This is a genomic window from Halomonas sp. A3H3 (genome assembly GCF_000982975.1).
Classification (GTDB): domain Bacteria; phylum Pseudomonadota; class Gammaproteobacteria; order Pseudomonadales; family Halomonadaceae; genus Vreelandella; species Vreelandella titanicae.
In genome coordinates, this window is sequence record NZ_HG423343.1 from 2614050 (window position 1) to 2638782 (window position 24733).

At 54.2% G+C, this 24733-nt stretch carries 30 protein-coding genes; 13 read left to right on the forward strand and 17 right to left on the reverse strand.

All coding sequences use genetic code 11. The annotated features are described in order from the left end of the window. Positions 1 to 45 precede the first annotated feature (45 nt). The 3 genes from HALA3H3_RS27360 to HALA3H3_RS11600 all read right to left on the reverse strand — a co-directional run bounded on the left by HALA3H3_RS27360 (position 46) and on the right by HALA3H3_RS11600 (position 1746). Positions 46 to 375, reverse strand: coding sequence for a TFIIB-type zinc ribbon-containing protein (locus HALA3H3_RS27360; protein ID WP_022521731.1), 330 nt, complete (start codon positions 373 to 375; stop codon positions 46 to 48). Continuing rightward, positions 347 to 601: a TFIIB-type zinc ribbon-containing protein gene (locus tag HALA3H3_RS27365; RefSeq protein ID WP_022521732.1), complete on the reverse strand. Its 255-nt coding sequence runs from the start codon at positions 599 to 601 to the stop codon at positions 347 to 349. Before HALA3H3_RS27365 ends, HALA3H3_RS27360 begins: the two co-directional genes overlap by 29 nt. A gap of 149 nt (positions 602 to 750) precedes the next feature. Continuing rightward, positions 751 to 1746 (reverse strand): LysR family transcriptional regulator, encoded by a 996-nt coding sequence (locus HALA3H3_RS11600; protein ID WP_053856966.1) that lies wholly within the window; start codon positions 1744 to 1746, stop codon positions 751 to 753. A gap of 87 nt (positions 1747 to 1833) precedes the next feature. On the opposite strand from HALA3H3_RS11600, the gene HALA3H3_RS11605 reads away from it, so the two are divergent. The 5 genes from HALA3H3_RS11605 (at position 1834) to HALA3H3_RS11625 (ending at position 5747) form a co-directional block, all read left to right on the forward strand. Further along, positions 1834 to 2466, forward strand: a complete 633-nt coding sequence (locus HALA3H3_RS11605; protein WP_022521734.1) for a serine-tRNA(Ala) deacylase AlaX — start codon at positions 1834 to 1836, stop codon at positions 2464 to 2466. Between the two features lie 102 nt (positions 2467 to 2568). Next, entirely contained in the window at positions 2569 to 3339 is a 771-nt protein-coding gene (locus HALA3H3_RS11610; RefSeq protein WP_022521735.1) for a 2OG-Fe(II) oxygenase, read from the forward strand. A 1-nt stretch (position 3340) separates the two neighbouring features. Beyond that, positions 3341 to 4006: a LysE family translocator gene (locus HALA3H3_RS11615; protein WP_022521736.1), complete on the forward strand. Its 666-nt coding sequence runs from the start codon at positions 3341 to 3343 to the stop codon at positions 4004 to 4006. A 59-nt stretch (positions 4007 to 4065) separates the two neighbouring features. Further along, positions 4066 to 4830, forward strand: a complete 765-nt coding sequence (locus tag HALA3H3_RS11620; RefSeq protein ID WP_022521737.1) for a 2OG-Fe dioxygenase family protein — start codon at positions 4066 to 4068, stop codon at positions 4828 to 4830. Continuing rightward, complete coding sequence (locus HALA3H3_RS11625) at positions 4785 to 5747, forward strand: LysO family transporter (protein WP_199105068.1); 963 nt, start codon at positions 4785 to 4787, stop codon at positions 5745 to 5747. The genes HALA3H3_RS11620 and HALA3H3_RS11625 overlap by 46 nt, the downstream gene beginning before the upstream one ends. Positions 5748 to 5970: 223 nt before the next feature. On the opposite strand, the gene HALA3H3_RS11630 is transcribed toward HALA3H3_RS11625, so the two are convergent. The 4 genes from HALA3H3_RS11630 to HALA3H3_RS11645 are packed head-to-tail and all read right to left on the reverse strand — an operon-like array spanning position 5971 to position 11160. Then, positions 5971 to 8091: a TonB-dependent siderophore receptor gene (locus HALA3H3_RS11630; RefSeq protein ID WP_022521739.1), complete on the reverse strand. Its 2121-nt coding sequence runs from the start codon at positions 8089 to 8091 to the stop codon at positions 5971 to 5973. Positions 8092 to 8138: 47 nt separating this feature from the next. Then, positions 8139 to 9284, reverse strand: coding sequence for an ABC transporter substrate-binding protein (locus tag HALA3H3_RS11635; protein WP_022521740.1), 1146 nt, complete (start codon positions 9282 to 9284; stop codon positions 8139 to 8141). Between the two features lie 23 nt (positions 9285 to 9307). Beyond that, a complete protein-coding gene (locus HALA3H3_RS11640; protein WP_022521741.1) occupies positions 9308 to 10105 on the reverse strand; it encodes an ABC transporter ATP-binding protein in 798 nt (265 codons plus the stop codon). Beyond that, entirely contained in the window at positions 10102 to 11160 is a 1059-nt protein-coding gene (locus HALA3H3_RS11645) for a FecCD family ABC transporter permease (protein ID WP_022521742.1), read from the reverse strand. The genes HALA3H3_RS11640 and HALA3H3_RS11645 overlap by 4 nt, the downstream gene beginning before the upstream one ends. A gap of 398 nt (positions 11161 to 11558) precedes the next feature. Between HALA3H3_RS11645 and HALA3H3_RS11650 the strand changes: the two genes are divergently transcribed. The 4 genes from HALA3H3_RS11650 (at position 11559) to HALA3H3_RS11665 (ending at position 14098) form a co-directional block, all read left to right on the forward strand. Next, entirely contained in the window at positions 11559 to 12611 is a 1053-nt protein-coding gene (locus HALA3H3_RS11650) for a class I fructose-bisphosphate aldolase (RefSeq protein ID WP_022521743.1), read from the forward strand. Positions 12612 to 12736: 125 nt separating this feature from the next. Further along, on the forward strand, positions 12737 to 13012 hold the full coding sequence (locus HALA3H3_RS11655) for a PAAR domain-containing protein (RefSeq protein ID WP_082116848.1): 276 nt from the start codon (positions 12737 to 12739) through the stop codon (positions 13010 to 13012). A 188-nt stretch (positions 13013 to 13200) separates the two neighbouring features. Next, positions 13201 to 13662, forward strand: coding sequence for an Hsp20/alpha crystallin family protein (locus tag HALA3H3_RS11660; protein WP_022521744.1), 462 nt, complete (start codon positions 13201 to 13203; stop codon positions 13660 to 13662). A 37-nt stretch (positions 13663 to 13699) separates the two neighbouring features. Beyond that, positions 13700 to 14098, forward strand: a complete 399-nt coding sequence (locus HALA3H3_RS11665; RefSeq protein ID WP_022521745.1) for an Hsp20/alpha crystallin family protein — start codon at positions 13700 to 13702, stop codon at positions 14096 to 14098. Positions 14099 to 14178: 80 nt separating this feature from the next. Here HALA3H3_RS11665 and HALA3H3_RS11670 read toward each other — a convergent pair whose 3' ends face one another. Both HALA3H3_RS11670 and HALA3H3_RS11675 read right to left on the reverse strand, forming a co-directional pair. Continuing rightward, the gene (locus tag HALA3H3_RS11670; RefSeq protein ID WP_022521746.1) at positions 14179 to 15051 is read right to left on the reverse strand and encodes a PhzF family phenazine biosynthesis protein; all 873 of its coding nucleotides are present in this window, start codon (positions 15049 to 15051) and stop codon (positions 14179 to 14181) included. Continuing rightward, the gene (locus HALA3H3_RS11675; protein WP_022521747.1) at positions 15038 to 15250 is read right to left on the reverse strand and encodes a DUF1127 domain-containing protein; all 213 of its coding nucleotides are present in this window, start codon (positions 15248 to 15250) and stop codon (positions 15038 to 15040) included. Before HALA3H3_RS11675 ends, HALA3H3_RS11670 begins: the two co-directional genes overlap by 14 nt. A gap of 166 nt (positions 15251 to 15416) precedes the next feature. On the opposite strand from HALA3H3_RS11675, the gene HALA3H3_RS11680 reads away from it, so the two are divergent. Next, positions 15417 to 16859, forward strand: coding sequence for an aminotransferase-like domain-containing protein (locus HALA3H3_RS11680; protein ID WP_022521748.1), 1443 nt, complete (start codon positions 15417 to 15419; stop codon positions 16857 to 16859). Between the two features lie 68 nt (positions 16860 to 16927). Next, positions 16928 to 17899 (forward strand): zinc-dependent alcohol dehydrogenase family protein, encoded by a 972-nt coding sequence (locus tag HALA3H3_RS11685; protein ID WP_053856967.1) that lies wholly within the window; start codon positions 16928 to 16930, stop codon positions 17897 to 17899. 8 nt (positions 17900 to 17907) lie between these two features. Here the strand turns inward: HALA3H3_RS11685 and HALA3H3_RS11690 are convergent, their stop codons facing one another. The 4 genes from HALA3H3_RS11690 to pdxR all read right to left on the reverse strand — a co-directional run bounded on the left by HALA3H3_RS11690 (position 17908) and on the right by pdxR (position 21309). Continuing rightward, the gene (locus tag HALA3H3_RS11690) at positions 17908 to 18312 is read right to left on the reverse strand and encodes a VOC family protein (protein ID WP_022521750.1); all 405 of its coding nucleotides are present in this window, start codon (positions 18310 to 18312) and stop codon (positions 17908 to 17910) included. A 22-nt stretch (positions 18313 to 18334) separates the two neighbouring features. Then, on the reverse strand, positions 18335 to 18937 hold the full coding sequence (locus HALA3H3_RS11695; protein ID WP_022521751.1) for a DNA-3-methyladenine glycosylase I: 603 nt from the start codon (positions 18935 to 18937) through the stop codon (positions 18335 to 18337). 14 nt (positions 18938 to 18951) lie between these two features. Next, complete coding sequence (gene pcsA / locus HALA3H3_RS11700; protein WP_342211988.1) at positions 18952 to 19635, reverse strand: phosphatidylcholine synthase; 684 nt, start codon at positions 19633 to 19635, stop codon at positions 18952 to 18954. A gap of 198 nt (positions 19636 to 19833) precedes the next feature. Then, positions 19834 to 21309 carry a MocR-like pyridoxine biosynthesis transcription factor PdxR gene (gene pdxR / locus HALA3H3_RS11705; protein ID WP_022521753.1) on the reverse strand — a complete coding sequence of 492 codons (1476 nt, stop codon included), beginning with the start codon at positions 21307 to 21309 and terminating at the stop codon, positions 19834 to 19836. A gap of 92 nt (positions 21310 to 21401) precedes the next feature. Between pdxR and HALA3H3_RS11710 the strand changes: the two genes are divergently transcribed. Together HALA3H3_RS11710 and HALA3H3_RS11715 are read left to right on the forward strand one after the other, a co-directional pair. Then, a complete protein-coding gene (locus HALA3H3_RS11710; protein WP_022521754.1) occupies positions 21402 to 21851 on the forward strand; it encodes a GNAT family N-acetyltransferase in 450 nt (149 codons plus the stop codon). Positions 21852 to 21861: 10 nt separating this feature from the next. Further along, on the forward strand, positions 21862 to 22317 hold the full coding sequence (locus HALA3H3_RS11715; protein ID WP_022521755.1) for a rhodanese-like domain-containing protein: 456 nt from the start codon (positions 21862 to 21864) through the stop codon (positions 22315 to 22317). Position 22318: 1 nt separating this feature from the next. On the opposite strand, the gene HALA3H3_RS11720 is transcribed toward HALA3H3_RS11715, so the two are convergent. From HALA3H3_RS11720 to codA, 4 genes are all read right to left on the reverse strand, one after another. Beyond that, positions 22319 to 22582 (reverse strand): Txe/YoeB family addiction module toxin, encoded by a 264-nt coding sequence (locus HALA3H3_RS11720; protein ID WP_022521756.1) that lies wholly within the window; start codon positions 22580 to 22582, stop codon positions 22319 to 22321. Continuing rightward, on the reverse strand, positions 22575 to 22829 hold the full coding sequence (locus tag HALA3H3_RS11725; RefSeq protein ID WP_022521757.1) for a type II toxin-antitoxin system Phd/YefM family antitoxin: 255 nt from the start codon (positions 22827 to 22829) through the stop codon (positions 22575 to 22577). Before HALA3H3_RS11725 ends, HALA3H3_RS11720 begins: the two co-directional genes overlap by 8 nt. Before the next feature lie 94 nt (positions 22830 to 22923). Further along, positions 22924 to 23400 (reverse strand): YbaK/EbsC family protein, encoded by a 477-nt coding sequence (locus tag HALA3H3_RS11730; protein ID WP_022521759.1) that lies wholly within the window; start codon positions 23398 to 23400, stop codon positions 22924 to 22926. A 77-nt stretch (positions 23401 to 23477) separates the two neighbouring features. After that, positions 23478 to 24731, reverse strand: coding sequence for a cytosine deaminase (gene codA, locus HALA3H3_RS11735; protein WP_022521760.1), 1254 nt, complete (start codon positions 24729 to 24731; stop codon positions 23478 to 23480). Positions 24732 to 24733: the final 2 nt, after the last annotated feature.

Sequence of the window (24733 nt, forward strand, 5' to 3'; positions counted from 1 at the left end):
AGCCGCTGGTTATCAGCGGCTGACTAATCATTTATCTAAAAGCACTCACTCAACAGCCGAGTAAGGGTTTTCTGCCATTAAGAAAGCGCGTAAGTCGGCTTTTTGAGAGTGGTTGTGCAGCCACTCACGCACGTCACAGGCCTTTTGGTAGTCAGCATCACCAAACTTGCTGCGATAGAGCTGCTCAAAGGTGTCACTGGTTTTTTCCTGACGTATCCGCTTTTGCCAGGAGTCTGTCAGTATGCTGTTAAGGTTACCTGCAAGTCCTTCAGCAACCAGCATTTCCCACTCGCCTTTATTCAGCCACACGCCGCCTACACGAGCGCTATAGTCGATCCGATGAGCATTATCTTTGGCGATTCGAAACTTGCTCATAATGCCGCCGGTCACTGGGCAAATCAGTGCGCCTACCCGTATCTTCCGCCTCAACGCTCTCGACACCAGTATCATCAAATACGTGTTCGGGGTGACGTTCTTTCCAACTAATGTAGTCTTCAATCAAGATCCAATTGCCGCCGCAGTTATCGCAAGTATGGCTACGGAAAAGAGCATCAATAAAGCTGGGGACTAAGTTCCCTTGTTGGCATGCGGTACATTTCATCGGCGCGTTCCTGCTGTTAAGTCCATGATATCTTTCTCATGTATGAAAGTTGTCACAAAGGCTAATTAAGAGCAAGTTGTCACGCCGAGAAATTAACACTTAAAACTTAACCGATGCCTGCAGGCTAACTTCCAGTGGGTTGCCGACTACTAAAAGGACGCCTCAGGCGATTCGTAGGGAGGGGACGATAGCTCTAGTAGTTCCTGGGGTGGCTTTTTATACAAAGTGGGTTCCTGGCCCAGTCGCTCGGCCATGAAGCTGATAAAAGCACTCAGTTTTGGTGGCAGATACCGAGTTGGTGGATAAAGCACCCAGGCCTCGCCGCAATAATAATGGGTCTTGAATTCCCATTCCGGAAGTACTTGGACGATATGTCCCTGCTGCAACGCATGGCGAGCAGTGAAGTACGGCAAGCTGCCAATACCAAGGTGTTGCAAGACCGTATCCAGCCTTGCACCAGTGTGATTGACCGCATAGCGACCGTGCACATTGACGCTCACGTTCTTGCCGTTGCGCTGGAATTTCCAGCGGGAATCACCGGGCTCCTCGCCCAGAAAAATGCAATTGTGCACTTTTAGATCGTGCGGGTGCGCAGGTGCACCTTGACGCTCTAGATATGCCGGCGTCGCACACAGCATATGGTCGATGTCGATGAGTTTTCGCCCCATAAGACCCGGTGAAGGGCGATCGGTAATGCGGATTGCCAAATCCACCTGATCATCAATCAAATCCACGTAGCTGTCCTTGAGCTGTAACTGAACGTCGATTTTGGGATAACGCGCCAGGAAGTCAGGAATGTGGGGGTGGATGACAAAACGTCCTACCGCCTTCGGTACACTGACTCGTATTAGACCTTGTGGTTCTGGGTCGAACTGCCCAGAAACGGCCATCACGGCCTGCGCTGCGCTCACCATGTCCACGCAACGTCTATGAACCTCATGCCCGCTTTCGCTTAGCCGCAGTTTGCGGGTCGTGCGCTGGAGCAGCCGCGTACCCAGCGCCTTCTCCAGGCGGGCAACCGAGCGGCTGATTGCCGAGGGGGTTGCGCCTAACTGGCGTGCCGTTTCTGAAAAGTTGCCGGTTTCGACCACCTTGACGAAGACCGCCATTTCGCCCAACAGGGCGACCATCTGATTTGTGCTCATGAGGCAAAAACTATTTGAATTTGCGTTGGATTATCGCAGCCGCTCTTTATCAATACAATTGATAATTAATGATAGAGGAGCCGAGCTATGACGCGAAAGTTGTATTGGGAAGGCGGCATAACGGAATCTGAAGTTGAAGTTCTATATTGCGAGAAATTGGCTGATGGCGAGTATAGCGTGCGGTTGAATGCAACTCCCTTTCACCCGCAGGGAGGTGGGCAACCCGCAGACGTGGGCTGGATCGATGAAGCGGAAGTGTTCGCTGTGGAAGTGGTGGACGGGAATATTATCCATTACACCCACCAGGAGGTTGGCTCTGGTTCAGCTTTCGCCAGGGTGAATGTCGATCAACGCCAACGTCATTCCAGGCTGCATTCGGCTGGACATCTAATTGGTCACGCACTTGAAGCGTTCGCTTGGCGGCCCGTCAAGGCACACCACTGGCCCGGAGAGGCGCGAGTGACCTTTAAACCTGCTGGCGATGCTCAGGCCGTAGATGTGGAAACGGTACAAAACCTTTGTGAAGACCTGATCGCCCGCAACCTCCCGTGCAAGGTCAAGGTAGACGAAAAGCAATCCCGCCAGGTTGGCTTCGGTGAACTAAAACCCTATGGATGTGGCGGAACTCACGTCGCGGCAACGGCGGATCTGCAAGGCCTCCAGATATTGTCGGCGAACCTGAGGAAAGGCCAGTTAATCGTTCAGTACGACATTCAATGATCTAGCCATGATCCCGCTGCTTATGTCGGTGACGTCACAGGAGCCAATAAACGTTGCCTGCCATCCGGTAAGTGGCAGCAAAGATAATTAACAGGGGGAAGTATGTTGATCGAGCTGGATGATTTAAAGCAGGGGGCGGTCGAGAGGCTGGCGCGTGAAGAAGTTCTGGCGGTTCGTGTACGTCACTTTATTGACAAGGACATTGCCGCCAGGCTTTCCGAGCAGATCATGGAGCGCGGGCTTCAAAAATACTTGAATGCACCCAGTATTGGCCGGATTGGGATGGCCTTTTACGAAGCAGAGAACCAGCCGCCGCTCATCGCTAATTATTTCGAGAGTGTTTTCGACAACATCAATGAACTGAGGAAGCGCTGCGCACCTTATGTATCCCCTATCGATTTGCTCAGGTGTGTATTGGACGAAATATGGCCGGCAGGTGCTCAGCTCCAAACGCTATATGGTCGAAAGATGTATGTCGGATTGTCGCGTGCTGTTAAGCCAGGCGTCACTTTCCTGGCTCATCACGATATCTTCGCCAAAGACGCGCCGAACAGTTTTCAGGCTTGTAGCTTACAAGCGCAAATGGCTGCCAACGTCTATCTGTCCATGCCCGGCGAGGGTGGCACGTTGCAGATATGGGATCAGCAGCTGTCTGCAGAGGCTTTCGATGAGATGCGAGGTGACAGTTATGGCATTGATCCAACGCTTCTGGGAGCGGCCACTTTGGAGGTATGCCCAGAGGCCGGAGACCTGATCCTGTTCAACTCGCGCAAGATGCACGCCGTAACACCGGGCACCGAAGGGATGCGACTCAGCCTGTCTTGTTTCGTGGGTTATCGCGGCCCAGCGACCCCGCTCTCCTTTTGGAGTTGATATGACACCGGATTATCTGGGGGAATTTCTTGCCCTGGCCGCCATACACTTTCTTGCAGTTGTGGCGCCGGGGCCGGATTTCGCCGTCACGATTCGCCAGAGCGTGCTCTATGGGAGGCGTCTAGGCATCGCTACGGCGGTCGGCATTGGGGCCGGTATCTCGGTACATGTGATCTATACCTTGCTGGGGGTCGGCGCGTTGATGCACACAACCCCCTGGTTACTGAGTGCGGCCGAGTTGGTGGGCGGAGCCTACCTGTTATATCTCGGCGTCACGTTCATTCGGCAGGCAGGCAAGCACACAACCGGGCTGGCGCTAGATGCCGGAGCCGAGGCAGGGGCAAGGAGCTTTCGCCAGTCGTTTGGGCTGGGGTTTCTGACCAATGCGACCAACCCCAAGGCGACGCTGTTTTTCCTGGCCGTGTTCACGACTGTGGTCAGTGATTCGACGCCATTGCGCATTCAAATGTTTTATGGCGGCTGGATGTGCCTGGTCAATGCCGGTTGGTTCGTGTTGGTCAGCCTTGTGTTCACCAGCCCGCCTGTTCGCGAGCGTTTTCTGCGTATTGGTCACTGGTTCGAGCGGTTAATGGGAGTGCTGCTCATCGCCTTTTCGATGCGTTTGTTGTGGGGGATTGGAGGAGTGATGTTCACCTTTTCAAAATGAGAAGGCGCTTAAATCTTGTGCAGAGAATAACTGTTAATTCATAAAAAAAGAGGTAGACAATGATCAGAGAAAGTCTTGTGAAGGATGGGTATTCCCGCTTTTCTATGAACCACGCTTTCAGTGAAGAAGACATTGCTTTTCTTCACAGAGAATTTAGGGCACTAGAGCCAGATCCTTATGCGCCGCCTGGCGTTCAACGATTCAGGCGATATGGAAATGGAGTGATCGTTCCATGGCGGGGCGGCGCTGGGGTGGATTGGATGCCCGTGGTAATTGATTCTCGAGGACACGGAATGTCTGGCTATGATCAAGGTGGCAATAATCCTGAGCATGAGAACATACGCTACTTTTATGCATTGAGCGACATCATTAAGTCCACTGAGCTATTGACAGAACTTGTCATTAGAGATTTTGAAAATACTTTCTGGTCTGAGAGGGATTTGATATCTCCAATATATTTCGGCGTACATTTCGTCAGAATAGTATCTTCTTCGATCAACAATCGCGGTATAAGCTCGCCTGACTGTTTCCATCAAGATGGCGAACCTTTTACATTTGCTCATCTGGTTAGTCGGTCAAAAAGCACGAATGGCGGTGTGAACTATATAGGTTCTACCCACGTGAGAAATCTGACGCTGAATGAAGTTGCTGAAGAAGATATCTGTGCGAAGTTTGAACTACGCGAATTCATGGATAGCTTTGCTGTTCATGACCCACGGGTCTCTCATTACGTATCACCAATAGTTAAATCTGAAGTTGATGCAGAAGATGCCGATAGGTGCATGATACTTATAGATTTCTCACCAATGGTTCAAAGAATATGAAAATACTGTTTTCTCTGCTACCGATTCTGATTGCGCTACTTGCGGGGTATGCGATTGGAAGACTGCTTCCCACCCAGTTCCGTAAGCCACTTCTACATTCGATAGCACCTTTAGTTTGGGTGCTTCTATTCCTTATTGGATTCGAATTTGGTGAGGTGATTTTGTCGGCAAGCTCGATAGGCATCGTGATGAAGGCCGCGTTTGTTTTTGCAGTCTGCACCACGGTGTTTCCATGCCTGCTCATTCTCATGCTTAAAAGCAGTCGGCAAAGCCTCCCTGCCAAAGCGCGTCAGCCATTCAGATTGAGCTATATTTGGCCGCCGCTTAAAGAGTGCCTCATCGCCCTGGTGATGGTTGGGCTGGGCGGTGTGCTTTACCTTCTACAGGATCGCATTCTAGGGGGGGCGCTGGCGTTTCCGTCAAGCGGTGCCATGCTACTGCTGCTAATTCTTCTGGTCGGTATCGACCTTACACACGTCAAACTTAATGTGCAGTGGTTATCGTGGTCGATATTGGCCGTTCCCCTATTTGTTGTTCTGGGCTCCTTGGTCGGTGGTGCGATGGCTGCCTGGATTACTGGTGAAAGCTTACGGGTCTCCTTAGCCCTTGCCAGTGGTTTCGGTTGGTTTACGCTTTCTAGCGTCATGATAGGTGATGCGTTTGGGCAAATGTATGGAACGATGGCACTCATGACAGACCTGCTTCGTGAACTGCTTGCTATTACGGTGCTCTACGCCTTGGGACGGCATCAGCCGCAGGTTGGTATTGGCAGTGCCGGGGCAACTGCATTGGACTCTACTCTGCCGATTATCAAGCAGGCCTGTTCGCCCGATGCGGTGCCATTGGCTCTGGTTAGCGGGTTCTTGTTGACGCTGCTGGCACCGGTGTTCATCACAATCCTGATTCCAGGGATTTGAAAACAGCCTTAAAACCGTTGCTTGGTTTAAAGTAGCTGGTGGTTCAGCTTCGAAGCTTGCGTAGGCCAGGATTTAACAGGGCTAACTGCGAATGCACGTAGCAGCAAACAATTCCCCCGTTTTATTTGACCGTTTCGGGGCAGCCTCGATATCGCCCCGTTGCTAGCCGTCCGGCTTTGGCAGCCGCCACCTCCGGTTAAAGCCTACAAAGGCGATAAGTTGTTCAAAACTTAACCGACGCCTGCAGGCTAATTTCCAGCGGGTCACCGACCACTACCCGCGTGCTGCCGCCGCTTGAGGGGTAGTAAGTAGTATCGAACAGATTCTTGGCGTTGAGCTGCAGGTGCAGGTTGTCGTCCATCCAGGGCGTGTCCCAGCCGATAAAGGCATCGGCGACGGTGTAGGCGTCTAGCTGGAAACTATTGTCGGCATCGCCTTCGCGCTCACCCACGTAGCGTACCCCGCCGCCCAAGCGCCAGTTGCCCATTTCCGGGCCGGTATTCAGGTCGTGAGCCAAGTAAAGGCTTGCGGTGTGGCGTGCGGCGTTGGTTAGCCGGTTACCTTCGGTACCTTCGGTATCTTTCAACACCTCGGTATCGGTATAGGCGTAAGCGCCTAACAGCGAAAGCTGATCGGTCAACTGGCCGGAAACCGTTAGCTCCACACCCCGGGAGCCCGCTTCGCCTACCGTGCGGGTGACGCCGTTGTCGGAGACGGCGACATTCTCCTTGCGGATATCAAATAGCGCAGCGGCTAACGAGAGCTGGTCGTTCCATAGGTGTTTGACGCCGATCTCACTGCCCATACTGTGCTCAGGATCCAGCGTCTTGCCCGTATCGCTGTCGGCGCCATTGGGCACAAAGGCTTCGCTATAGCTGGTATAAACCGACGTATCCGGAGTCAGGCGATGCAGCAGGCTGACCGACGGCAGGAAAATATCGTCGCTGATATCGGTGGCGGTCACGAAGGGGCGGCCACGGCCACCAAACTGCTCATAGCGGGTATAGCGCCCGCCTAGCCCCAGCGTCCAGCGGTCGTTGAAGTGCCAACGGTCATTGAGATAAACGCCGGTCGTATTAATCTCATCCAAGCGGTTGCTTCGCGAGGTGTTAAGGCGATCGCTATCCAGATTAAGACCGCCGTAGCTCATATCATAAATATTCTGGTCGGTGACCGCCGAACCGCGATACACATCGCCCACGTAGTCCCGGCGGCGTTCGTGATCAATCCCGACAGTCAGGTCGTGGCGCATGCCAGCCAGAGTGGCGGTACCGGTGGTATCCCAGGCGGTGTATTGCACACGGCGGTCAAAGCCGTAGTTGGCGTCTGCACGGCGGGTTAGTGCGCCGGTGTCTTCATTCACACGCAATACCCGCGGTTGGCCATCGCTGTACTGGCGGCGGTTCCAGCCGTAGGTCAATCTTGTCGACCAGTCGTCGTTGATATCCTGCTCCCACCAGGCGGTGACCGCTTCGTCGTGACCAAATACCCGCGACCAGGGTTCATCGAAACGGCGGTCATTGGGTACCTTGGCGGGCTCACCGTCGACAATCACCGTGCCGCGATCCAGGTCCAGGTCGTAGTCGCGATACTCATAGGAGATCTGCGCGCGACTGTCGCTGCCTTCCCAGCGTAGCGAGGGGGCAACGATAGTGCGTCGATTGTTACCGAAGGCTCGAAAGGAGTCTTCATCTTCATGGTGGACGATAAAGCGGAACGCCAGGCCGGTATCGGCAAGCGGGCCAGTGACATCGACGCTGGCATTGCCGCCGCCCAAGGAGGTGGCTTCGGCGCTGATTTCGCGCTGCCACTCGTACTCAGGGCGTTTGGTCACCAAATTGATTACCCCGCCAGGATCCTGCTGGCCTTGAAAGAGTGAGGCTGGCCCCTTGAGTACTTCTACATGGTCTACCGTCGCCATGGAAAAGGTGCCGCGGGGTTGGCGAATGCCGTCGATCAGCGTCGAACCATCGCTATTGCTGCCAAAGCCGCGTTTGATAAAGCCGTCCTCGGTACCCCCCATATTATTGCCTTCGGTCACCCCCGCAACCATCGCCATCGCCTCGGTGAGGCTGTCGATATTATGATCGGCCATCACCTGGGCGGTGACGGTTTCCACCGTGCGGGCTTCTTCCAGAAACGATACCGGCTGTTTGCTGGCCAAGCTGGAGCGCTGGGCGCGATAGCTCTGTGGAGCCACATCGGTTAGACGATCCGAGGTGACGATCAATGTTTCTGAAACTGTTTCTGAAGCGGTCTCATTGGTTTGTTGAGCATAGGCATAGGGCAGAGGATTCAGAAGCAGCAGCGGCGAAAGCAGCGCAATGGTTCGAGAGCGGAACATGGGTGGTATCGATCCTTTTTATCGTCAGTGGGTTGAGTGAGCAAGCGTTATTGAGCGTTGAGGGTGCCCCAGAAGTGACCTTCGCGACTTAGTACTAGAGTGGTGGGGAGCAGGGCGTCGAAGGTGGCGGCCGGGTCGAGGTCACTAAAAAGCGCGGGGTACAGCCACTGGGCAATACGCTCCAGTGCCACGATGGCGAAGGGGCCTTGGTGGAAGCCGTGCCACAGCGCATAGAATTGCCCTTGCTGAACGGCGTCGAGATGCTGCCAGCCGGGCAGTTCTTGACTAAGCGAGCGCAGGTCTTGGGCAATCTCTGCATCGCTAACCCCAAGCCCCACGCTGATACCATCCCCCGCTGCCCACTGCCCCGCGGTATTGATAACGACGTCGGGCGGGTGGCTCAGTACCCATTCGTTGCTTAGCGTCGCCGAAGCGCCGGGGGTTAACGCATCGGCGATATTCTCGCCGCCTGCCCGTGCGACCAGGTCGGCCAGCCCGTTTCTTAAATTGGTACGGCAGCAGTCAACTTTTACTCCAGGGGCGACATTGATCAGTACCCTGGGCGGTTCAGTGGGATGCTCTGTCAACTTCAGCTCTGCCAAACCCTGGTTGATACGCGCCAAGCGCTGTTCAATCAGAGAGATCATACGATTGGCCCGTGGCGTCGCGTTTAATGCCTCGCCTAAAAGAGCCAGGCTTTTGGGCGTGTTTTCCAACGGGTGGCGGTTAAAGTCGATAAACAGGTAGGCAATGCCCAACTCGTCGAGTAGCTGCGCCAAAGGGGAGCCTTCAACACTGCTGGCACGTGAGAGATCAAACAGCACCAGATCCGGGGCCAGATTCAGTAGCGCTTCGCTATCGAGCTGAGGGGTTGGCGCGTGTGAAAGCGTAGGCAATTGGGCAAGCGCGGGCCACTGGGTAGTAAAACGTTGGGCCATGGAAGGGTCGAACACGGCCAGCGGATAGGCCCAGCCCGCCAAGTGTTCGGTCGGGTTATCCAGTAAGCTGGCTAGCGCATAGAGCTGGCGCGGCTGGGTAAGAAATAGCCGTGATGGCGGTGCTGAAAGCGTTACCTGGCGCCCGGCGAGATCGGTAAGTTGTTTGGGAAAGCCCGCCTGTGAACCGGCTGCCCAACAAGCGGTAGTGCTTAACAGACTGATCCAACACAACAGATTGATAGCCAGGTGGCGCATTGGGTTATCCTGGATTGACGTCGCTAAATGGAGTGCGCAGTTTGCTCACTGACGCGATCGCTAAGCACAATTGGCCGCCCCAACGAGCATTGCTCGACCCGTGACTCGACTCCGTAGGCGGCGTGCAGTACGTCGGGGGTAATCACCGTGTGAGGGTCGCCGGCAGCCAGCAGACCACCGTTGCCAAACAGCAGTACTTGGTCGCAGAAGCGCAAGGCCAGATTGATATCGTGGATAGCCATCAGGCAGACCGACTGCCGTTCCGCAATCACTGTGCGCACGGTATCGATCAGTGCCAGCTGCCAACGCAAATCCAGCGCGCTGGTGGGTTCATCCAGCAGTAACAGTGCTGGTTGGCGGGCAATCGCCTGGGCCAGGCCGATCATCTGGCGCTGACCGCCGGAGAGTTCGCTTAGCGGGCGTAAGGCTAGCGGTCGAATGGCCAGCGCATCGAACACACGCTCAATCAATGCCTCAATCGCCGCGCGGCTTAAATCGGGGCGCACCGCACGGCAGGCGCTAAGCACCGCTTCATAAGCGACTAACGTGGTGGCCTGAGGGAGCATTTGCGGCAAATAGCCCACATGGCGCATCCGCGCTGCGCCGCTGAGGCTGGCGAGGTCGATATCGTTGAGCTGCATTTGCCCGCTGGAAGGCTGTAGGCCAGCGACTGCTTTTAACAGGGTCGATTTACCCACCGCATTGGGCCCCAGCACCGCGACCAGCGAACCGGGTGGTAGTGTGGGCAGGCTTAGCTGGTCGAAGACGCGCCGTTTGCGATAACCGGTCGTGAAGTTGCTGAGCGTAAAACCTGCCTTCATCGTGCTCGCCCCTGCATCATGATCAATGCCATAAAGAAGGGGATACCCACCAGCGAGGTCACCAGACCCACGGGAAGCACCAACCCATCGACCAGCGTTTTACTGGCGATAGAGGCAAGCGAAAGCACCAGCGCCCCGGCCAGGGCGCTGCCCGGTAAGTAAAAGCGGTGATCTTCACCCAGCGCCAGCCGGGCCATATGTGGGCCGACTAACCCTATAAAGCCGATAGTGCCCACAAACGCGACCGCCGCAGCGGCAAGTAAACTCACCCGCAGTAGCGAGATAAGCCGCAGGCGTTCAACCGCAATGCCGAAGCTGCGTGCGTGTTCATCACCCGAGCGTAGTGCCGTCATCGCCCAGGCGCTGCGCAGCGAGAAGGGCAGGCAAACAGCCAACACGGCTGCCACGATGGCCACCGTCTCCCAGGAGGCACGGGACAGGCTGCCCATCGTCCAGAATACTAACTGCTGTAACGCATCGGGGCTGGCGATGAGCTGCAAAAGCGCGACCAGTGCATTGAGTACAAAGACCAGCGCAATACCAAACAGCACGATGATTTCACGGCTGGCCCCGTAGAGGCGCGACAGCGCATTGATGGTCAAAATCGACGCCGCCGCAAACACAAACGCCATTAAGGCGGTGGCGTAGTGGGCATTTAGACCCAACAGGGTGAGGTTAAAGACAATCACCAGCGATGCCCCGAGGGTAGCCGCTGCACCAACGCCCAGGGTAAACGGGCTGGCCAGGGGGTTATTCAGCACCGTTTGCATTTCCGCACCGGCCAGACCCAGGGTGGCGCCTACCAGTACCGCCATTAGCGCCGCAGGCATGCGGATCTCCCAGACAATGGCCTGCTGAATTGGCCCTTGGGCATGGGCATCAAACAACAGCGCGATTAAATCAGCCATTGGGATATGTGCAGGGCCACTGGCGATATCAACCAGCAGGGAGATGACCAAGGCGATAGCTAACCCTGCGACAATCAGCAAACGGGTAACAATAAAGCGCCGATAGCTGGATGCCAACGGCGCAATAAGTGGCGAAGAGGCGGGCATTATAAAGGTGATTCCAAGTGTGAAGCGAAGGAAACAAGAGGAGTCTTATTTGCGACTAACACTCATTCTTGATTGTATTTTCATCTTTTAGTCGTAGTCTTGTCAACTGTCGGGAGACCTAGCGCCACCTGATTGCGGTGGTGCTTCCTCTATGCTCTATTGAAGCGCTAGGATCTGTCTGAAAACTGGCTGCGCTCGACCATACGGCGTTAAAAATCGGCTCAAAGTACTCATTTACACCATGTAAACTCCGTCTTTTCGTCGATTTTTGCCTTGTCTGACCTTCGCTCGCCGACTTTTCAGACAAAGCCTAGGCTTTATTAAATCGATACGCTTTATTTAAGCAGCTTTTGGCATACACTTACTTTTTGTTACATACAAATATAAAGGAGCTCATCATGACTGATATAGCCGCTTTGCTTGGCAGTGACGCCGAGAGTTTGCTTAATCACACGTGCCAGGGCGTACCCCGTGAGAGCTTGCACCTGCCGGGCCCAGACTTTATTGACCGTGTGATGGCGGATAGCGACCGCAGCCCAGCGGTGCTGCGCAATATGCAGAGCTTGTTTAATCACGGTCGTTTGGCGGGCACTGGCTACCTTAGCCTATTGCCGGTAGATCAGGGCATTGAACATTCGGCAGGCGCCTCTTTTGCTCCTAACCCACGCTACTTCGACCCGGCCAATATCGTTGAGCTGGCACTCGAAGGTGGTTGTAACGGCGTGGCATCGACGCTGGGCGTGTTGTCATCGGTGGCGCGGCGTTATGCCCACAAAATCCCGATGATGCTCAAGCTTAACCATAACGAAACGTTGAGCCATCCGGCGATATACGACCAGACGCTATTTGCTGATGTAGACCAGGCCCACGACATGGGGTGCGTGGCGGTGGGGGCGACGATTTACTTTGGCTCCCATGAGAGCCGTCGGCAAATCATGGAGATTAGCGAGGCCTTCGAGCGCGCTCACCAATTGGGAATGGTAACGGTCTTGTGGGCTTATTTACGCAATCCAGCCTTCAAGCAGGACGGTACTGATTATCACGCCTCCGCCGACCTCACCAGCCAAGCTAACCATATGGCCGCAACCCTCAAGGCGGATATCGTTAAGCAGAAACTGCCTGAGAACAACGGCGGTTACCGTGCAGTAGGCTTTGGCCATACTCACGACAATGTCTACAGCGAGCTAACCACTGACCACCCCATTGATTTGGCCCGCTACCAGGTTGCCAACTGCTTTATGGGCCGCGCGGGTTTGATTAATTCCGGCGGGGGCTCCAAGGGGCATTCTGATCTCGGCGAAGCGGTGCGCACGGCGGTGATCAATAAACGTGCCGGTGGTATGGGCTTGATCTCAGGGCGTAAGGCCTTCCAGAAACCCATGCAGGAAGGCGTTGAGCTGCTGCATGCGATTCAGGATGTCTATCTCTCTACCGATATTACGGTTGCCTGATGGCTGGCAGTTGGCTAAGCGTAGGCCCTTAAGTGAGCACTAACAAACTTGATGAATATTAATTAATATTAAATAATCGTCCTATTGAGATGTTTAAAACGGCATACGCTTAAAGGAGCTATATCATGAGTGGAAAGCCAGCAGCACGTATTACTGACCTTACCGCGTGCCCTATCCCAGGGCACGGTACAAACCCACTAGTCAGTGGCTCGCCTGATGTTTTTTACGATAGCTTGTCTGCCGCAAGGTTAGACGATAAATCTGCTTGCGGCAGTCCTATTACTCACGAAGTCTCGTCCACCGTATTCGTCAACGGTAAGCCAGCCGCTGTCCTGAGCAGTGTGGGTGCCCACGGTAATGAAGTCATCACCGGATCGGGGACGGTCATCATCGGTAAGTAGTGGTGTCTGCCGCCATTGATCGGAGCGCTGACGGCCGTAAAAAAAGCCTCAAAAATTGCCATACAGACCCTTGAAAATCGACTGACCGCTCCTATTTTTTACATCGTAGAGGCTGCTTCTGTGGGTTGCGTAAGAGGCTGCCTCTTATGACAATTCTCACAGTCTGCTTAACGTAGGAGGTGTTCGATATGTTCGATGATCTCAAGCGTTTTGAAACCGGCTCGCCTCGGCAGTTTGACTGGTTTAGTCAACTGTTGGACGGCTTCTTCCCCGATGGCAATGCGATGGATATTCGTGCGGTGCCGCGGGGTAGTTTCCCGATGATCAATGTGGCGCGTAGCGATGATGCCGTGCGTGTGTATGTGTTTGCTGCGGGGTTGGCACACTCTGATCTGACCATTGATATTCAAGACAATGTGCTGACGCTACGTGGCAAGCGAGACTCTGTGACGAGTGGTAATGAGGATGGCAGCTCGCGCCCGGTATTTCGCCGAGAGCGCGCCAGCGGTGAGTTTGTAAGGGCGATTGCACTCCCCGATGGCTTAGATGCCGAGCGGGCAGAGGCACGCCATGCCCATGGTGTGTTCGAGATCGTGTTGCCTAAACGCGAAGAACTCAAGCCGCGGCGTATTGATGTTCAGGCGGCGTAAATCATGTTTGTTAACCTTGTATAAGGAGGGATAAATCATGAATAACGTTGTTCGTTCATCCAACCACTCCCCGCTTTTACAGCGTGGCGAGGAGCAACCTTCTCAAGAAACCCTGCTGCCAGCGGTGGATATCATTGAAGAGTCCAATGCGCTCAAACTGGTGGCAGATATGCCTGGCGTTACTAATGAAACGCTGAAAATAGAGCTCGACAACAACGTGCTGAGCTTGGAAGGTGAGATAGCGCTAAATATGCCCGAAGGGCTGAGCGCGCTGCACGCCGAGGTTCGCGGCCAGCGTTTTGCGCGGCGTTTTAACCTCAGTCACGAAGTGGACAGTGATGCCATTACCGCCACTCTCGTCAACGGCGTATTGACGCTAACGCTGCCCAAGAAAGACAGCCACCGCACGCGCCGTATAGAAGTGCAGGCGGCTTGAGGCCTGGTCTCCGAGTACAAACTGAGCGAAAAGCCGAGTGTCCGCTAAATAGCGGGCACTCTTTTTTGTGAGGCGGTTGGCTATCGTTCCAGGTAAAACTCGCCTTTGCCCACCACTTTTGCGTTACCGCCCACCGTCACAAGGCCGGGCTTGACCTCGCCATTGGCAGCGGTATGGATAACGCTGGGCCGCCCCATTTCGACACCCTGATGAATTTTGCAGTGCAAGGTGCCTGGTTGCAGTGATGCCAAATAGCCGGTTAAGGCCGCTGCAGCGCTGCCGGTAGCGGGGTCTTCGCAAATGCTGGAATGCATACAAAACATGCGGCTGTGAACTACCGTTTCTGCCCCGCCTTGTTGTTCAATCACATACAGGTAAATCTGGACGGCACTGCTAGACATAACAGCACTTGCCCAAGCCGTCGTAGAAATACGCACGCTCTCTAACGCTGCCACGTCAGTGAGTTCGATCAAATGAAAGGGGAGCCCGAAGGAGGCAATCACCGGATCACCCTTCACCTGATGGATGTCCAATCCCAGCAGCTCAACGGCAGTGGTGCGGTCAATAGTGCTGTCTGTGATCATGGCGGGTTGGGCGGTCTTAAACGTTGCCCTATCTTGTTCATACTTAACCACTAGCTTTCCGATGGAAGGGTGGAGCACAACACCTTGCTCGCGGTTCACTAAATCCAGTTCCCTGAGCAGATGCGCAGTGCCTACCGTGGGGTGGCCTGCAAAAGGTAGTTCACGAGTAGGCGTAAAGATCCGCATCGGGTAGTGATTCGGTTCAGTGGCAGAACTTAAAAACACCGTTTCGGCTAGGTTAAGCTCATTTGCCAGCGCCTGCATGGTACTGGCTGCCAACCCATCAGCCTCTAGAAAGACGGCCAATGGGTTGCCGGTAAACGGCTGGTCGGTAAAGACATCGAGTAGGTAATACTCAGCGGTTGTCACAATTTCCTCCTTCACGTAGTGAATGATGCCAAAACGGTTTACGGCCCTCTTTTCTCGCCTGTTCGCGGGTGATGCCGATATCATCAAGTAGCCGATCATCCAATGTCAGCAGGTGGCGTCGGCTACGACGGTAGTGATGGTACTGCTGTAGTTGATAGCGCAACTGGTAACGAAGCTGGGTGAGGCTGAAGCGTGGCATGGCTAATCCTCCGTGTTATATGCCCAACCAGATTACTCAGTGCTATCATTTGAATACAGATATAGATTTTACTGTTTTTAGGATACAGAAAGGCGTGTTATACCTCTGTATGGTCGCTGGTCAGGGCATCTGTATCGTTATCAGGCTGTATAGGGGGATGAGTGTCATGACACGCTATGAAGAGGTCGCTGGCATTTTGCGGGAGCGTATCGAGCACGGTATTTACCGTGTAGGCGATCGGTTGCCGTCTATTCGCGCGGTGTGCCAGGAGCTGGACGTTAGCATTTCGACGGCTCAGGAGGCCTACCGCCAACTAATGGACGTTGCATTGATCGAGTCTCGACCAAAATCGGGCTATTTCGTGCTGCCTAGCCGCGTGCCATCGGTGCTGCCGTCGGTCTCACGACCCGCACAGCGCCCGCTGGATATTTCCCAATGGGATCAGGTGCTGGAGCTTGTCGCCACTCAGCGTGATGACGTTCGGCTGCTTTTGGGGCGCGGCATACCGAATTTTGATTATGAGACGCTGCGACCGCTGTCGAAGATACTCGCTGGACTTCATCGTAGTAACGACCTGCATGGGTTCAACTACGACAAGTTGAACGGTAGCCCTGAGCTTCGCCAACAGGTGGCACGGCTGGCCATCGCCTCCGGCTGCCTGCTGCACCCGGATGACATCATGGTGACCACCGGCTGTCAGGAGGCGCTGGCCATCGCGCTGCGCACCCTTACCCAGCCCGGCGATGTGGTGGCCGTGGACTCACCCAGCTTTTACGGCACCATGCAGATACTCAAGGCCAACGGCTTAAAAGCGCTGGAGATACCCACCGACCCACAAACCGGCATCAGTCTGGAAGCCCTGGAGCTAGCGTTAGAGCAGTGGCCAATCCGCGCGATACAGGTCACGCCCACTTACAACAACCCGCTGGGTTACACCATGCCTGAAGCACGCAAGCGGGCGCTGTTTCAGCTTGCTCAACGCTTCGATGTAGCCATTATCGAAGACGATATCTACGGCGACTTGTCATTTAGTCTGCCAAGACCGCGCACCGTGAAATCCTTCGATGACGACGGGCGCGTAATGCTGTGCAGTGGCTTTTCTAAAACCGTGGGGCCTGGGTTACGGGTGGGCTGGCTGGCGCCAGGGCGCTACCGTGATCAGGCACTGCATATGAAGTATGTCTCCACCGGTGCTTCAGCCACGCTGCCGCAGCTGGCAGTGGCGGAATTCGTCGCCAAAGGGCACTACGAGCGCCACGTCCGTTACGCCACCCGCCAATATCAGCGTCAGCGCGATATCATGATCAGTTGGATTCAGCGCTACTTCCCCAAGGGCGCGGGTATTAGCTACCCCCAAGGCAGTTTTTTGCTATGGGTAGAGCTACCCGCCGCGGTGGACTGTGTGAAGCTCAATCAGCGCTTAGCGCAGCATGCTATCCATGTAGCGCCGGGATCACTGTTTTCAGCTTCGGGCAAGTTTCGTCAATGCCTACGCCTGAACTATGCGTTCACGTTAACACCCAGCATCGAAAACGCCGTGCGCACCGTGGGTGAGCTAGCCACCGAAATGGTGGAGGAAGCTCAGACGCATGCGACAAGCGTTATCTAAGTTCACGTCTAAACCGCAACCTTGAGCATTTATCTTTATCCATATTAGGCCATGGAAATTCATCCGCTATGTTCGAGGTACCCATGCGTCGTCATGCTCTCACCTATCGCGCGTTCGGAAGGCCACTTGAAACATTGAACGTGGAAACCGCGGAAGTTCCACGTTTGGTTGAGGGCAAGCTCAGGGTGAGAATGTTATGTGCTCCAGTGAACCCGTCTGATCTGATACCCATCAGCGGTGCTTACTCGCACCGTATAACGCTTCCCGCGGTCGCCGGCTACGAAGGAGTGGGGCGCGTTATTGACGCACCTAGACAGTATGCCTCTCTGATCGGAAAGCGAGTTCTTCCATTACGAGGCGAGGGCACTTGGCAGACGGTTCTAGATTGTGATGCTGCACTCGCAGTACCTGTCCCCGATACCATTTCTGACGCCGTTGCCGCACGGGCCTACATTAATCCCTTGGCTGCCCTGACCATGCTTGAGACTTGGCCTGTCGAGGGAAAGCGTGTTCTTCTCAGTGGAGCGGGTTCCAATTGCGCTGACTATCTTGGGGCGTGGGCATATCAGCACGGCGCCAGGGAGGTTATCGGCATATACCGCTCCGAGAGTAGAGTTGCCCGGCTGGAAAAGCTCGGTATTAAACCGGTATCGATTCAGGATATGTCCCTGACCTCGCGTGTGGCCCGTAAGTCTGACGTGGTGTTCGACGCTTTAGGGGGGCCAGTTGCGGCAAATATATTGCAACTCATGGCACCGGAAACGACATTTATCGCCTACGGGTTATTGACGGGACAGGCGATTCAAGTGGATTCGAAACCCAGGGCTCTCTATAGGAAGTTTCATTTGCGCGGCCCTTTGTCCAGGATGTCCGCGGAGGCTTGGCAGCAAAAATTCTTGGCCATCTGGGGGCTTTTAGACCAGTCAGCGATGCCAGGTTATCAAGTGTTTCCAGGCCAGGACTGGCGTCAAGCTGTCGAGAGGGCGCTTTGCCCGAGTGGCCAGAAAGTGCTTCTGGACTTGTCCACTCTTGGGCAATGAAAGTTGCTTTATGTCAGATCCATAAACGGATTGTAGGCGACTTCCCAGTAATGACCTTCTGGGTCGCGAAAGTAACCGGAATAACCACCCCAGAACACCTCTTCCCCAGGCTTGATCAGCTCTGCACCGGCGGCAACCGCTTGTTCAAGCACTTGGTCAACGGCCGCTTGGCTGGCGACATTATGAGCCAACGTTATACCGCTGAAACCGCTCGGTGCATCATCAGCAATGCCGATATCTCTGGACAGCGCTTCACGTGGGAAAAGTGATAGCCAGGCCCCCTCCATTTTGAAAAAGGCAACTTCCTCGCTGTCCGTTTCATGCTCCGGCAGGCCCAGACCTTCACGATAAAAACGGATGGCGCGTTGCAGGTCATGTACACCAAGGGTGATCAGGCTGATTTTCGGCTTCATGAGGTGCTCCTAATAGATAGCTTTAGCCGGGTCGCTGAAACTGCTGCCGTGACTGCTCTACGCGTTCGCGTGTAATGCAGTTTAGCGAGTGGTCGTTGAGCAGCCCCATTGCCTGCATAAAGGCAAAAGCGGTGGTGGGGCCGAAGAATTTCCAACCGCGCTTTTTCAGTTCTTTCGCCATTGCTACGGATTCGGGCGAGGTGGTCTGAGTCTGTGGTGTCGCTAATTCGGTCGGCTCATAGCGCCAGAAAAAAGCGGCCAAAGAGCCTTCTTGCTCAACCATTTCCTTTGCACGTTGGGCGTTGTTGATGGTCGCTTCGATTTTTCCGCGGTGGCGAATAATGCCTGCATCTTGGAGTAAACGCTGCACATCATCTTCATTAAAGCTGGCGACTTGATGGAAGTCGAAGCGGTGAAAAGCGGCGCGAAAGTTGTCGCGTTTATTAAGAATCGTGCGCCAGCTTAAGCCCGATTGAAAGCTCTCTAAGCAGAGCTTCTCGAATAGCCGCTGATCATCGTCTACCGGGAAGCCCCACTCATTATCGTGATAGGGCAGAAACTCTGCCGCGCCGCCACACCACTTGCAGCGGGGATGCCCATCGGGGGCGATAAAATCGTTGTCCATCAACTGCTCACCTATTAATTGAACCACTCTTGGGCAGTACGCCACAGGCATATGCCGATGAAATAAATCGATGTAATCCCCCACCCCCATAATGCCCAGGCGGCGTGCTCGGGGCTGGAGAGTACTAACGATGTTATACATGCGCACCATACGAGTGTGACGGTGATATTGAGCGGCATGAACTGGCGCACCCGAAAGGGGTGGAGGAATTTCATATTAGTCACGGTGAGGATGGCCAGAAAGGTGATAGCGGCAAAGGTGATAAAAGGCGGGAAATCGAGAATATAGAAATAGGCTGCGGCGATATTCCAGGCGGCAGGAAAGCCAACGAAGTAATTATCCTGGCTTTTCATATCAACATTGCAGAAACAGAACATCGATGAAAGCAGAATAATGAATACTGAGAGCAGTGCAAAATTGGGCGGCAACTCAATAAAGTAGTAGATGAAAAGGGCAGGGATAAAGGCCCAGGTCAGGTAATCAATCACCATATCGAGTGTTGAACCATCGAAATGGGGCAGTATGGCCTTCACTTCATACTTGCGGGCCAGGGTGCCATCGATTCCATCGATCATCATCGCGGCACCTAACCAGAGCAGGCAGGCGACTGGATTATTGTCGACCAGAGCGAGCAGCGCCATGGTGCCGAGTAGCACGCCGCTGGCGGTAAATATGTGCACGCTCCATGCCTTCCATATCGAGGTGCGGGATTCTGTGTGCGAAGAGAGTAATTGAACCACATTAACCCCATTGGGAACGTGGGTCCCCTTTAAATTGAATTTATAAATAAGCCTGTAAAGAAAGATACACTACTACAAGAATGCTTCCAGAGAATATGTCGGAAGCCTATCCTGTGATGACGTGATTGATACTGGACTTCACACGCTATGCATTCACTAATGGTGTAAGCGCCGCCATGCCTCACTTAACCACTCACCTGCGTTCATTAGTTCGCTTTCAGTCGAGCCCGCATAGCCAAGCACTAACCCAGGGCGCTTATTTTTGGAAAGGTAATAGCGGGAAAGTGGAGAAAGCGTAATGCCTGCTTCACTGGCACGCTTAACGAGCATCTCTTCTTCCTCGATAGTATCGAGTTCAGCTAATAGATGCATACCCGCATGGCCGTCAGAAAGCCGAAGCCCAGCGGCCACTGCAGGCGTTAATGCCGTGCGTAAACACGCTTGTCGCTGACGATAAGCGGTCCGCATACGGGCGATGTGGCGAGTAAAATGCCCGCTGGTAATGAATTCAGCAAGCGCCGATTGCACGGGATAGTTACCTTCACGGTGCAGTCGGGCATGGGCACGTCTGAAGTCATGGGCAAGTGTATCAGGCAGCACCAAATAGCCTAAGCGTAAGCCGGGATAGAGCACTTTACTAAAGGTACCTACATAAATAACCGATGCCTGTTCCGCAAGGCCCTGTAGAGAGGGCGTTGGTGGCGTGCCGTAACGAAATTCGCTGTCGTAATCGTCTTCAATGATCCAACTGCCGGTGCGAGAAGCATGCTCAAGTAATGCCAGTCGCCTGGGCACTGGCATGGTCACGCCGCTGGGATATTGGTGGGAGGGTGTCGCGTAAATTAGCCGAGGTGCTGGCGCATTCTCAGGGGCAAGTGAAGGGTTTAACCCTTCTTTATCGACGGGGATGGGCGTTACCGTTAATCCTGACGCCAGAAAACAGGCCTGGGCGCCACCGTAACCCGGCTCCTCCATCCAAACCGAATCCCCATGATCGGTGAGTAGTTGGGTAATCAGTTCAAATGCCTGCTGGGCGCCTTGGGTAATCACAATCTGTTCTGGTTGGCAGCGCACCGCGCGGGAGAGTCTTAGATAGTCACAAAGAGCCGCTTTGAGTACAGGTAGACCACCGCTGGTTTGATAATCCATCCATGCCATTTCCGCGTGATAATAGTGACGCCGTAAAAGGCGCTGCCACTGCTCGCGGGGAAACAGGTCGAGCGCCGGGACGCCTGGGGCAAAGGCGCGATGGTCGTGGCTCAACGTTCCGCTGAGTGTTAATAGCTTGTTACCCCGGCTTGAGTAGCGGACAGGCAAAGGTGGTGGAAGCTCGGCTCTGGTTAACAGCGCGGGGAGGTTCGCCACATAGAGCCCTGCTCCCTGGCGGGCAATCAGTAACCCTTCCGCCAGTAGCCGATCCATGGTGGCCAGCACCGTATTACGGCTAATACCCAAAGCGCGAGCCAAGTAGCGGGAAGAGGGAAGCGCATCGCCAGCCGTCAGCTCACCGTGTTGAATCCACTCCTTAAGCGAGCAGTAAAGCTGCTGAACAAGCGTGGCTGCTTCATTCGCAGTTAGCCTTAGCGCTAGCGCCTCCGCAATCCAGTCGCTGGCAGCGTCACGTCTTTTCACTGGTTCCCTCAATTTAGCGATAAGTGGCTCTTTATCATAGACCACTATGACGGCAAGCTGTGTTGAATCACCACTCAAAGGGAGCAGTCGTTATGGTTAATGTTCGTTCGGCGGTACTCAATGACTTAGAGCCTCTTAGCGCATTACTTGATGGCTATCGTCAGTTTTATAAGCAACCGACTGATATTCAGGCGGCGCGTGATTTTTTAGATCAGCGCATGGGGTTAGGGGATTCATTCATTCTGGTTAGCGAGAATAGCGAAGGCATGCTCACGGGGTTTGTGCAACTTTACCCAGGTGTTTCCACGGTGGGCTTAAATGCCCGCTGGACGCTAAATGACCTCTTTGTGCTGCCCAATTACCGTGATAAAGGCACCGGAAGGGCATTAATGGAAGCCGCCACCCAGCTTGCCCATGATCACGGCGTTGTACGTTTGATATTAATGACCCAGGTAGAGAACGAACGCGCCCAACACCTTTATGAATCATTGGGCTGGCAGCGTAATACGGCGTTTTACGGTTATTTGTTGGATATCAAATAAGGGGCAAACGATGACTAACGAGCATCAGTCTGCGGTGCTGGCGTTTCCGCCTGCTAAACCCGCCACAATGGCCGCCGCGATGTACGATAAGCTCTGCTATCACACGGATGCCTGGGATGTGGCGCAGGACTTGGCCAATGGTATTGCAGGTATTGTGGTGATCGATACCCGCAGCTTTGAACACTACTGCGCCGGGCATATTCCAGGGGCAATAAGCTTGCCGCATAAGGAGATGACGCCGGAACGCTTAGCTGGGCTGGATAATACCCTTGTTTACATCACTTACTGCGACGGTATTGGCTGTAACGGCTCAACTAAAGGCGCCTGGAAACTAGCGAGCGCAGGGCTGCAGGTAAAAGAATTGCTCGGAGGGTTGGATTTTTGGCGTCGTGATCAACACCTCATCGAAACAGGTGAACAACAGGGAAGTTTAATAAATGCAGAGCCTGTGGCATGTGGGTGTTAGCTTAGTAATGGTAGCGACAGGCAATGATAGTGAGAGTGGATTCATCGACGGCATAAATCAGACGATGCGAGTCGTCGATGCGTCGTGACCAGAAGCCAGAGAGGTTTTCCCTTAGGGGCTCAGGTTTTCCAATGCCCTCAAAGGGAGAACGCTGCGTATCTAAGATAAGTTTATTGATGCGCTTTAAGGTCTTTTTATCCTGCCCCTGCCAATAGAGGTAGTCGCTCCAAGCTTCGTTAGTCCAACATAGTAAGCGGTTACTCATCCATTAGCTCTCTTGGTTGAGCTTGCCCTGCACGGTATTGAGCAATGGACTTGTTTAAGTGCTCTGCGTTAGCAGGTGAGCGCATCAAGTAAACGGTTTCCATAAGGCTGTTATAGTAGTCAAGTGACATGACCACTGCATCTTCTGCGTCGCGGCGGGTGATAATCGTGGTATCGGCATCATTGACCACACCGTCCAGTACGCCTTTTAGACCATTACGCGCTTCGGTAAACGATATAACACGCATATTTTATATCCTGTACAGTGAGTGGTACAAGTATAGCGCTCTACTTCAATATGTACAGTATTAAAGACATCTTGAGTAGTGAGATGCTTGTGGGTTACTCCACCTTCTCCGGCAGCTTGCACACATCCACCCACTTGGCATTGACCAGCTCGGCCAATCGCTTGGGGCTTAGGCGTACGGCGCTAGTGGGCGAACCAGCGGCGGGCAGCACTTCGTCATAGGCGTGGAGCGATTCATCGCAGTAAACCGGCAGGTCGGTGGCGAGGCCAAAGGGACAAACGCCGCCAACCGGGTGGCTGGTGAGTTCCATCACCGTCTCGGCGTCAAGCATTTTGGCCTTGCCGCCGAAGGTATCGCGAATTTTGCGGTTGTCGATACGCGCATCGCCACTGGCCACAATGAGTAGCGGTTTGTCACCGACTTTGAACGCTAGGGTTTTGGCAATTTGACCTGGTGCTACGCCATGGGCATCAGCGGCAAGTTGTACCGTGGCAGTACTGGTTTCAAGCTCTTCGATGTTTACATCCGGCGCGTGCTCGGCAAAAAACTGGCGAACGGTTTCGATGCCCATCTTGGATTTCCTCGGTCATTAACATTCGTCGGTAACATTAGACGGTTCAATGACTAATCTAACGTGCCTTTGGTAGATTAGCCAAGCCACTGGGGCGTGGTGATTTTGGCAGGCTCGCGCTGCATGATGATCTCGCCGTGGCGTACGGAAAGCAGCACTTCGCCTTGAGTGCGCAGCACACTGTAGTCATCCTCGCCCTCCAACAGGTTGAAGCTGGCGGGTTTGCCGACCTCGATGCCGTAACGCTCTTCAATATTGAGCGTGCGGGCGCTGTTATCGGTAATTAGTGAAAGCGCCTGGCTGAAGTCCTGATAGCCCATCATTTGGCAGATATGCAGGCCAAAATCCAGCGTTCGCAACAGCTTGCCATTCCCCAAGGAGTACCAGGGATCGAAGATGGAGTCCTCGGCAAAACAGACGTTAATGCCCGCTGCGTTGAGCTCCTTCACACGTGTCACGCCACGCCGCTTGGGGTAAGTGTCAAAGCGCCCCTGCAGGTGAATACTTTCGGTGGGGCAGGAGACAAAGTTAATACCCGAGCGTTTTAGCAGCAGAAACAGCTTGGAGCAGTAAGCGTTGTCGTAGGAGTGCATTGCTGTGGTGTGGCTAGCGGTCACGCGGCTGCCCAAGTCATTAAACAGTGCCTCGCAGGCCAATACTTCGAGAAAGCGCGAGTTGGGGTCGTCAATCTCGTCACAGTGCACATCCACCAGGCGGTCGTACTTGATCGCCAATTCGATCACTCGCTTCATGGAGGCCACGCCCAGCTCACGGGTGTATTCGAAGTGGGGGATGCCGCCCACCACATCGGCGCCGATCTCTAGTGCCTCCTCCATCAGCCGATCGCCGCCTGGGTAAGAGAGCAGGCCATCTTGAGGGAAGGCGACTACCTGAATATCAATTTTATCTTTTAACTCGTCGCGCAAGGCGCACAGGGTTTTAAGCCCAATCAGGCTAGGGTCGCTGGTGTCGGCGTGGGTGCGCACAAACTGAACGCCGTTGCCGATTAGCAGGTTTAGGGTTTTAAGCGCGCGCTCGCGAATATCCGCTTCGGTGAGCATAGGCTTACGCTCGCCCCAGCGCTCAATGCCTTCAAACAGCGTGCCGCTCTGGTTCCAGCTTGGCTCACCTGCCGTAAGGGCGGCGTCCAAGTGGATATGGGGCTCAATAAAGGGCGCACAAATGAGCTTGGCGCCCGCATCGATCTGCCCTTCGCTCGCTGTTTGTGGTGCGTCTTGCACGGTAATTGACGTGAATGTGCCGTTCTCAATCTCAAGTCGGTAAAGCTCAGGGCGCTGGCGTAGGCGGGCGTTGATAATTTGCATGCTCATAT

Excerpts from the sequence above, each read along its gene's own strand:
- HALA3H3_RS11620 (WP_022521737.1), top strand. The coding sequence starts at position 4,066 with ATGATCAGAGAAAGTCTTGTGAAGGATGGGTATTCCCGCTTTTCTATG.
- HALA3H3_RS11710 (WP_022521754.1), top strand. The coding sequence starts at position 21,402 with ATGGTTAATGTTCGTTCGGCGGTACTCAATGACTTAGAGCCTCTTAGC.
- HALA3H3_RS11690 (WP_022521750.1), bottom strand. The coding sequence starts at position 18,312 with ATGAAGCCGAAAATCAGCCTGATCACCCTTGGTGTACATGACCTGCAA.
- HALA3H3_RS11720 (WP_022521756.1), bottom strand. The coding sequence starts at position 22,582 with ATGAGTAACCGCTTACTATGTTGGACTAACGAAGCTTGGAGCGACTAC.
- HALA3H3_RS11605 (WP_022521734.1), top strand. The coding sequence starts at position 1,834 with ATGACGCGAAAGTTGTATTGGGAAGGCGGCATAACGGAATCTGAAGTT.
- HALA3H3_RS11715 (WP_022521755.1), top strand. The coding sequence starts at position 21,862 with ATGACTAACGAGCATCAGTCTGCGGTGCTGGCGTTTCCGCCTGCTAAA.
- HALA3H3_RS11640 (WP_022521741.1), bottom strand. The coding sequence starts at position 10,105 with ATGAAGGCAGGTTTTACGCTCAGCAACTTCACGACCGGTTATCGCAAA.
- HALA3H3_RS27360 (WP_022521731.1), bottom strand. The coding sequence starts at position 375 with ATGAGCAAGTTTCGAATCGCCAAAGATAATGCTCATCGGATCGACTAT.
- HALA3H3_RS11655 (WP_082116848.1), top strand. The coding sequence starts at position 12,737 with ATGAGTGGAAAGCCAGCAGCACGTATTACTGACCTTACCGCGTGCCCT.
- HALA3H3_RS11615 (WP_022521736.1), top strand. The coding sequence starts at position 3,341 with ATGACACCGGATTATCTGGGGGAATTTCTTGCCCTGGCCGCCATACAC.
- HALA3H3_RS11610 (WP_022521735.1), top strand. The coding sequence starts at position 2,569 with ATGTTGATCGAGCTGGATGATTTAAAGCAGGGGGCGGTCGAGAGGCTG.
- HALA3H3_RS11725 (WP_022521757.1), bottom strand. The coding sequence starts at position 22,829 with ATGCGTGTTATATCGTTTACCGAAGCGCGTAATGGTCTAAAAGGCGTA.
- HALA3H3_RS11730 (WP_022521759.1), bottom strand. The coding sequence starts at position 23,400 with ATGGGCATCGAAACCGTTCGCCAGTTTTTTGCCGAGCACGCGCCGGAT.
- codA (WP_022521760.1), bottom strand. The coding sequence starts at position 24,731 with ATGAGCATGCAAATTATCAACGCCCGCCTACGCCAGCGCCCTGAGCTT.
- HALA3H3_RS11660 (WP_022521744.1), top strand. The coding sequence starts at position 13,201 with ATGTTCGATGATCTCAAGCGTTTTGAAACCGGCTCGCCTCGGCAGTTT.
- HALA3H3_RS11695 (WP_022521751.1), bottom strand. The coding sequence starts at position 18,937 with ATGGACAACGATTTTATCGCCCCCGATGGGCATCCCCGCTGCAAGTGG.
- HALA3H3_RS11630 (WP_022521739.1), bottom strand. The coding sequence starts at position 8,091 with ATGTTCCGCTCTCGAACCATTGCGCTGCTTTCGCCGCTGCTGCTTCTG.
- HALA3H3_RS27365 (WP_022521732.1), bottom strand. The coding sequence starts at position 601 with ATGAAATGTACCGCATGCCAACAAGGGAACTTAGTCCCCAGCTTTATT.
- HALA3H3_RS11635 (WP_022521740.1), bottom strand. The coding sequence starts at position 9,284 with ATGCGCCACCTGGCTATCAATCTGTTGTGTTGGATCAGTCTGTTAAGC.
- HALA3H3_RS11650 (WP_022521743.1), top strand. The coding sequence starts at position 11,559 with ATGACTGATATAGCCGCTTTGCTTGGCAGTGACGCCGAGAGTTTGCTT.
- HALA3H3_RS11680 (WP_022521748.1), top strand. The coding sequence starts at position 15,417 with ATGACACGCTATGAAGAGGTCGCTGGCATTTTGCGGGAGCGTATCGAG.
- HALA3H3_RS11675 (WP_022521747.1), bottom strand. The coding sequence starts at position 15,250 with ATGCCACGCTTCAGCCTCACCCAGCTTCGTTACCAGTTGCGCTATCAA.
- HALA3H3_RS11685 (WP_053856967.1), top strand. The coding sequence starts at position 16,928 with ATGTTCGAGGTACCCATGCGTCGTCATGCTCTCACCTATCGCGCGTTC.
- HALA3H3_RS11665 (WP_022521745.1), top strand. The coding sequence starts at position 13,700 with ATGAATAACGTTGTTCGTTCATCCAACCACTCCCCGCTTTTACAGCGT.
- HALA3H3_RS11645 (WP_022521742.1), bottom strand. The coding sequence starts at position 11,160 with ATGCCCGCCTCTTCGCCACTTATTGCGCCGTTGGCATCCAGCTATCGG.
- HALA3H3_RS11600 (WP_053856966.1), bottom strand. The coding sequence starts at position 1,746 with ATGAGCACAAATCAGATGGTCGCCCTGTTGGGCGAAATGGCGGTCTTC.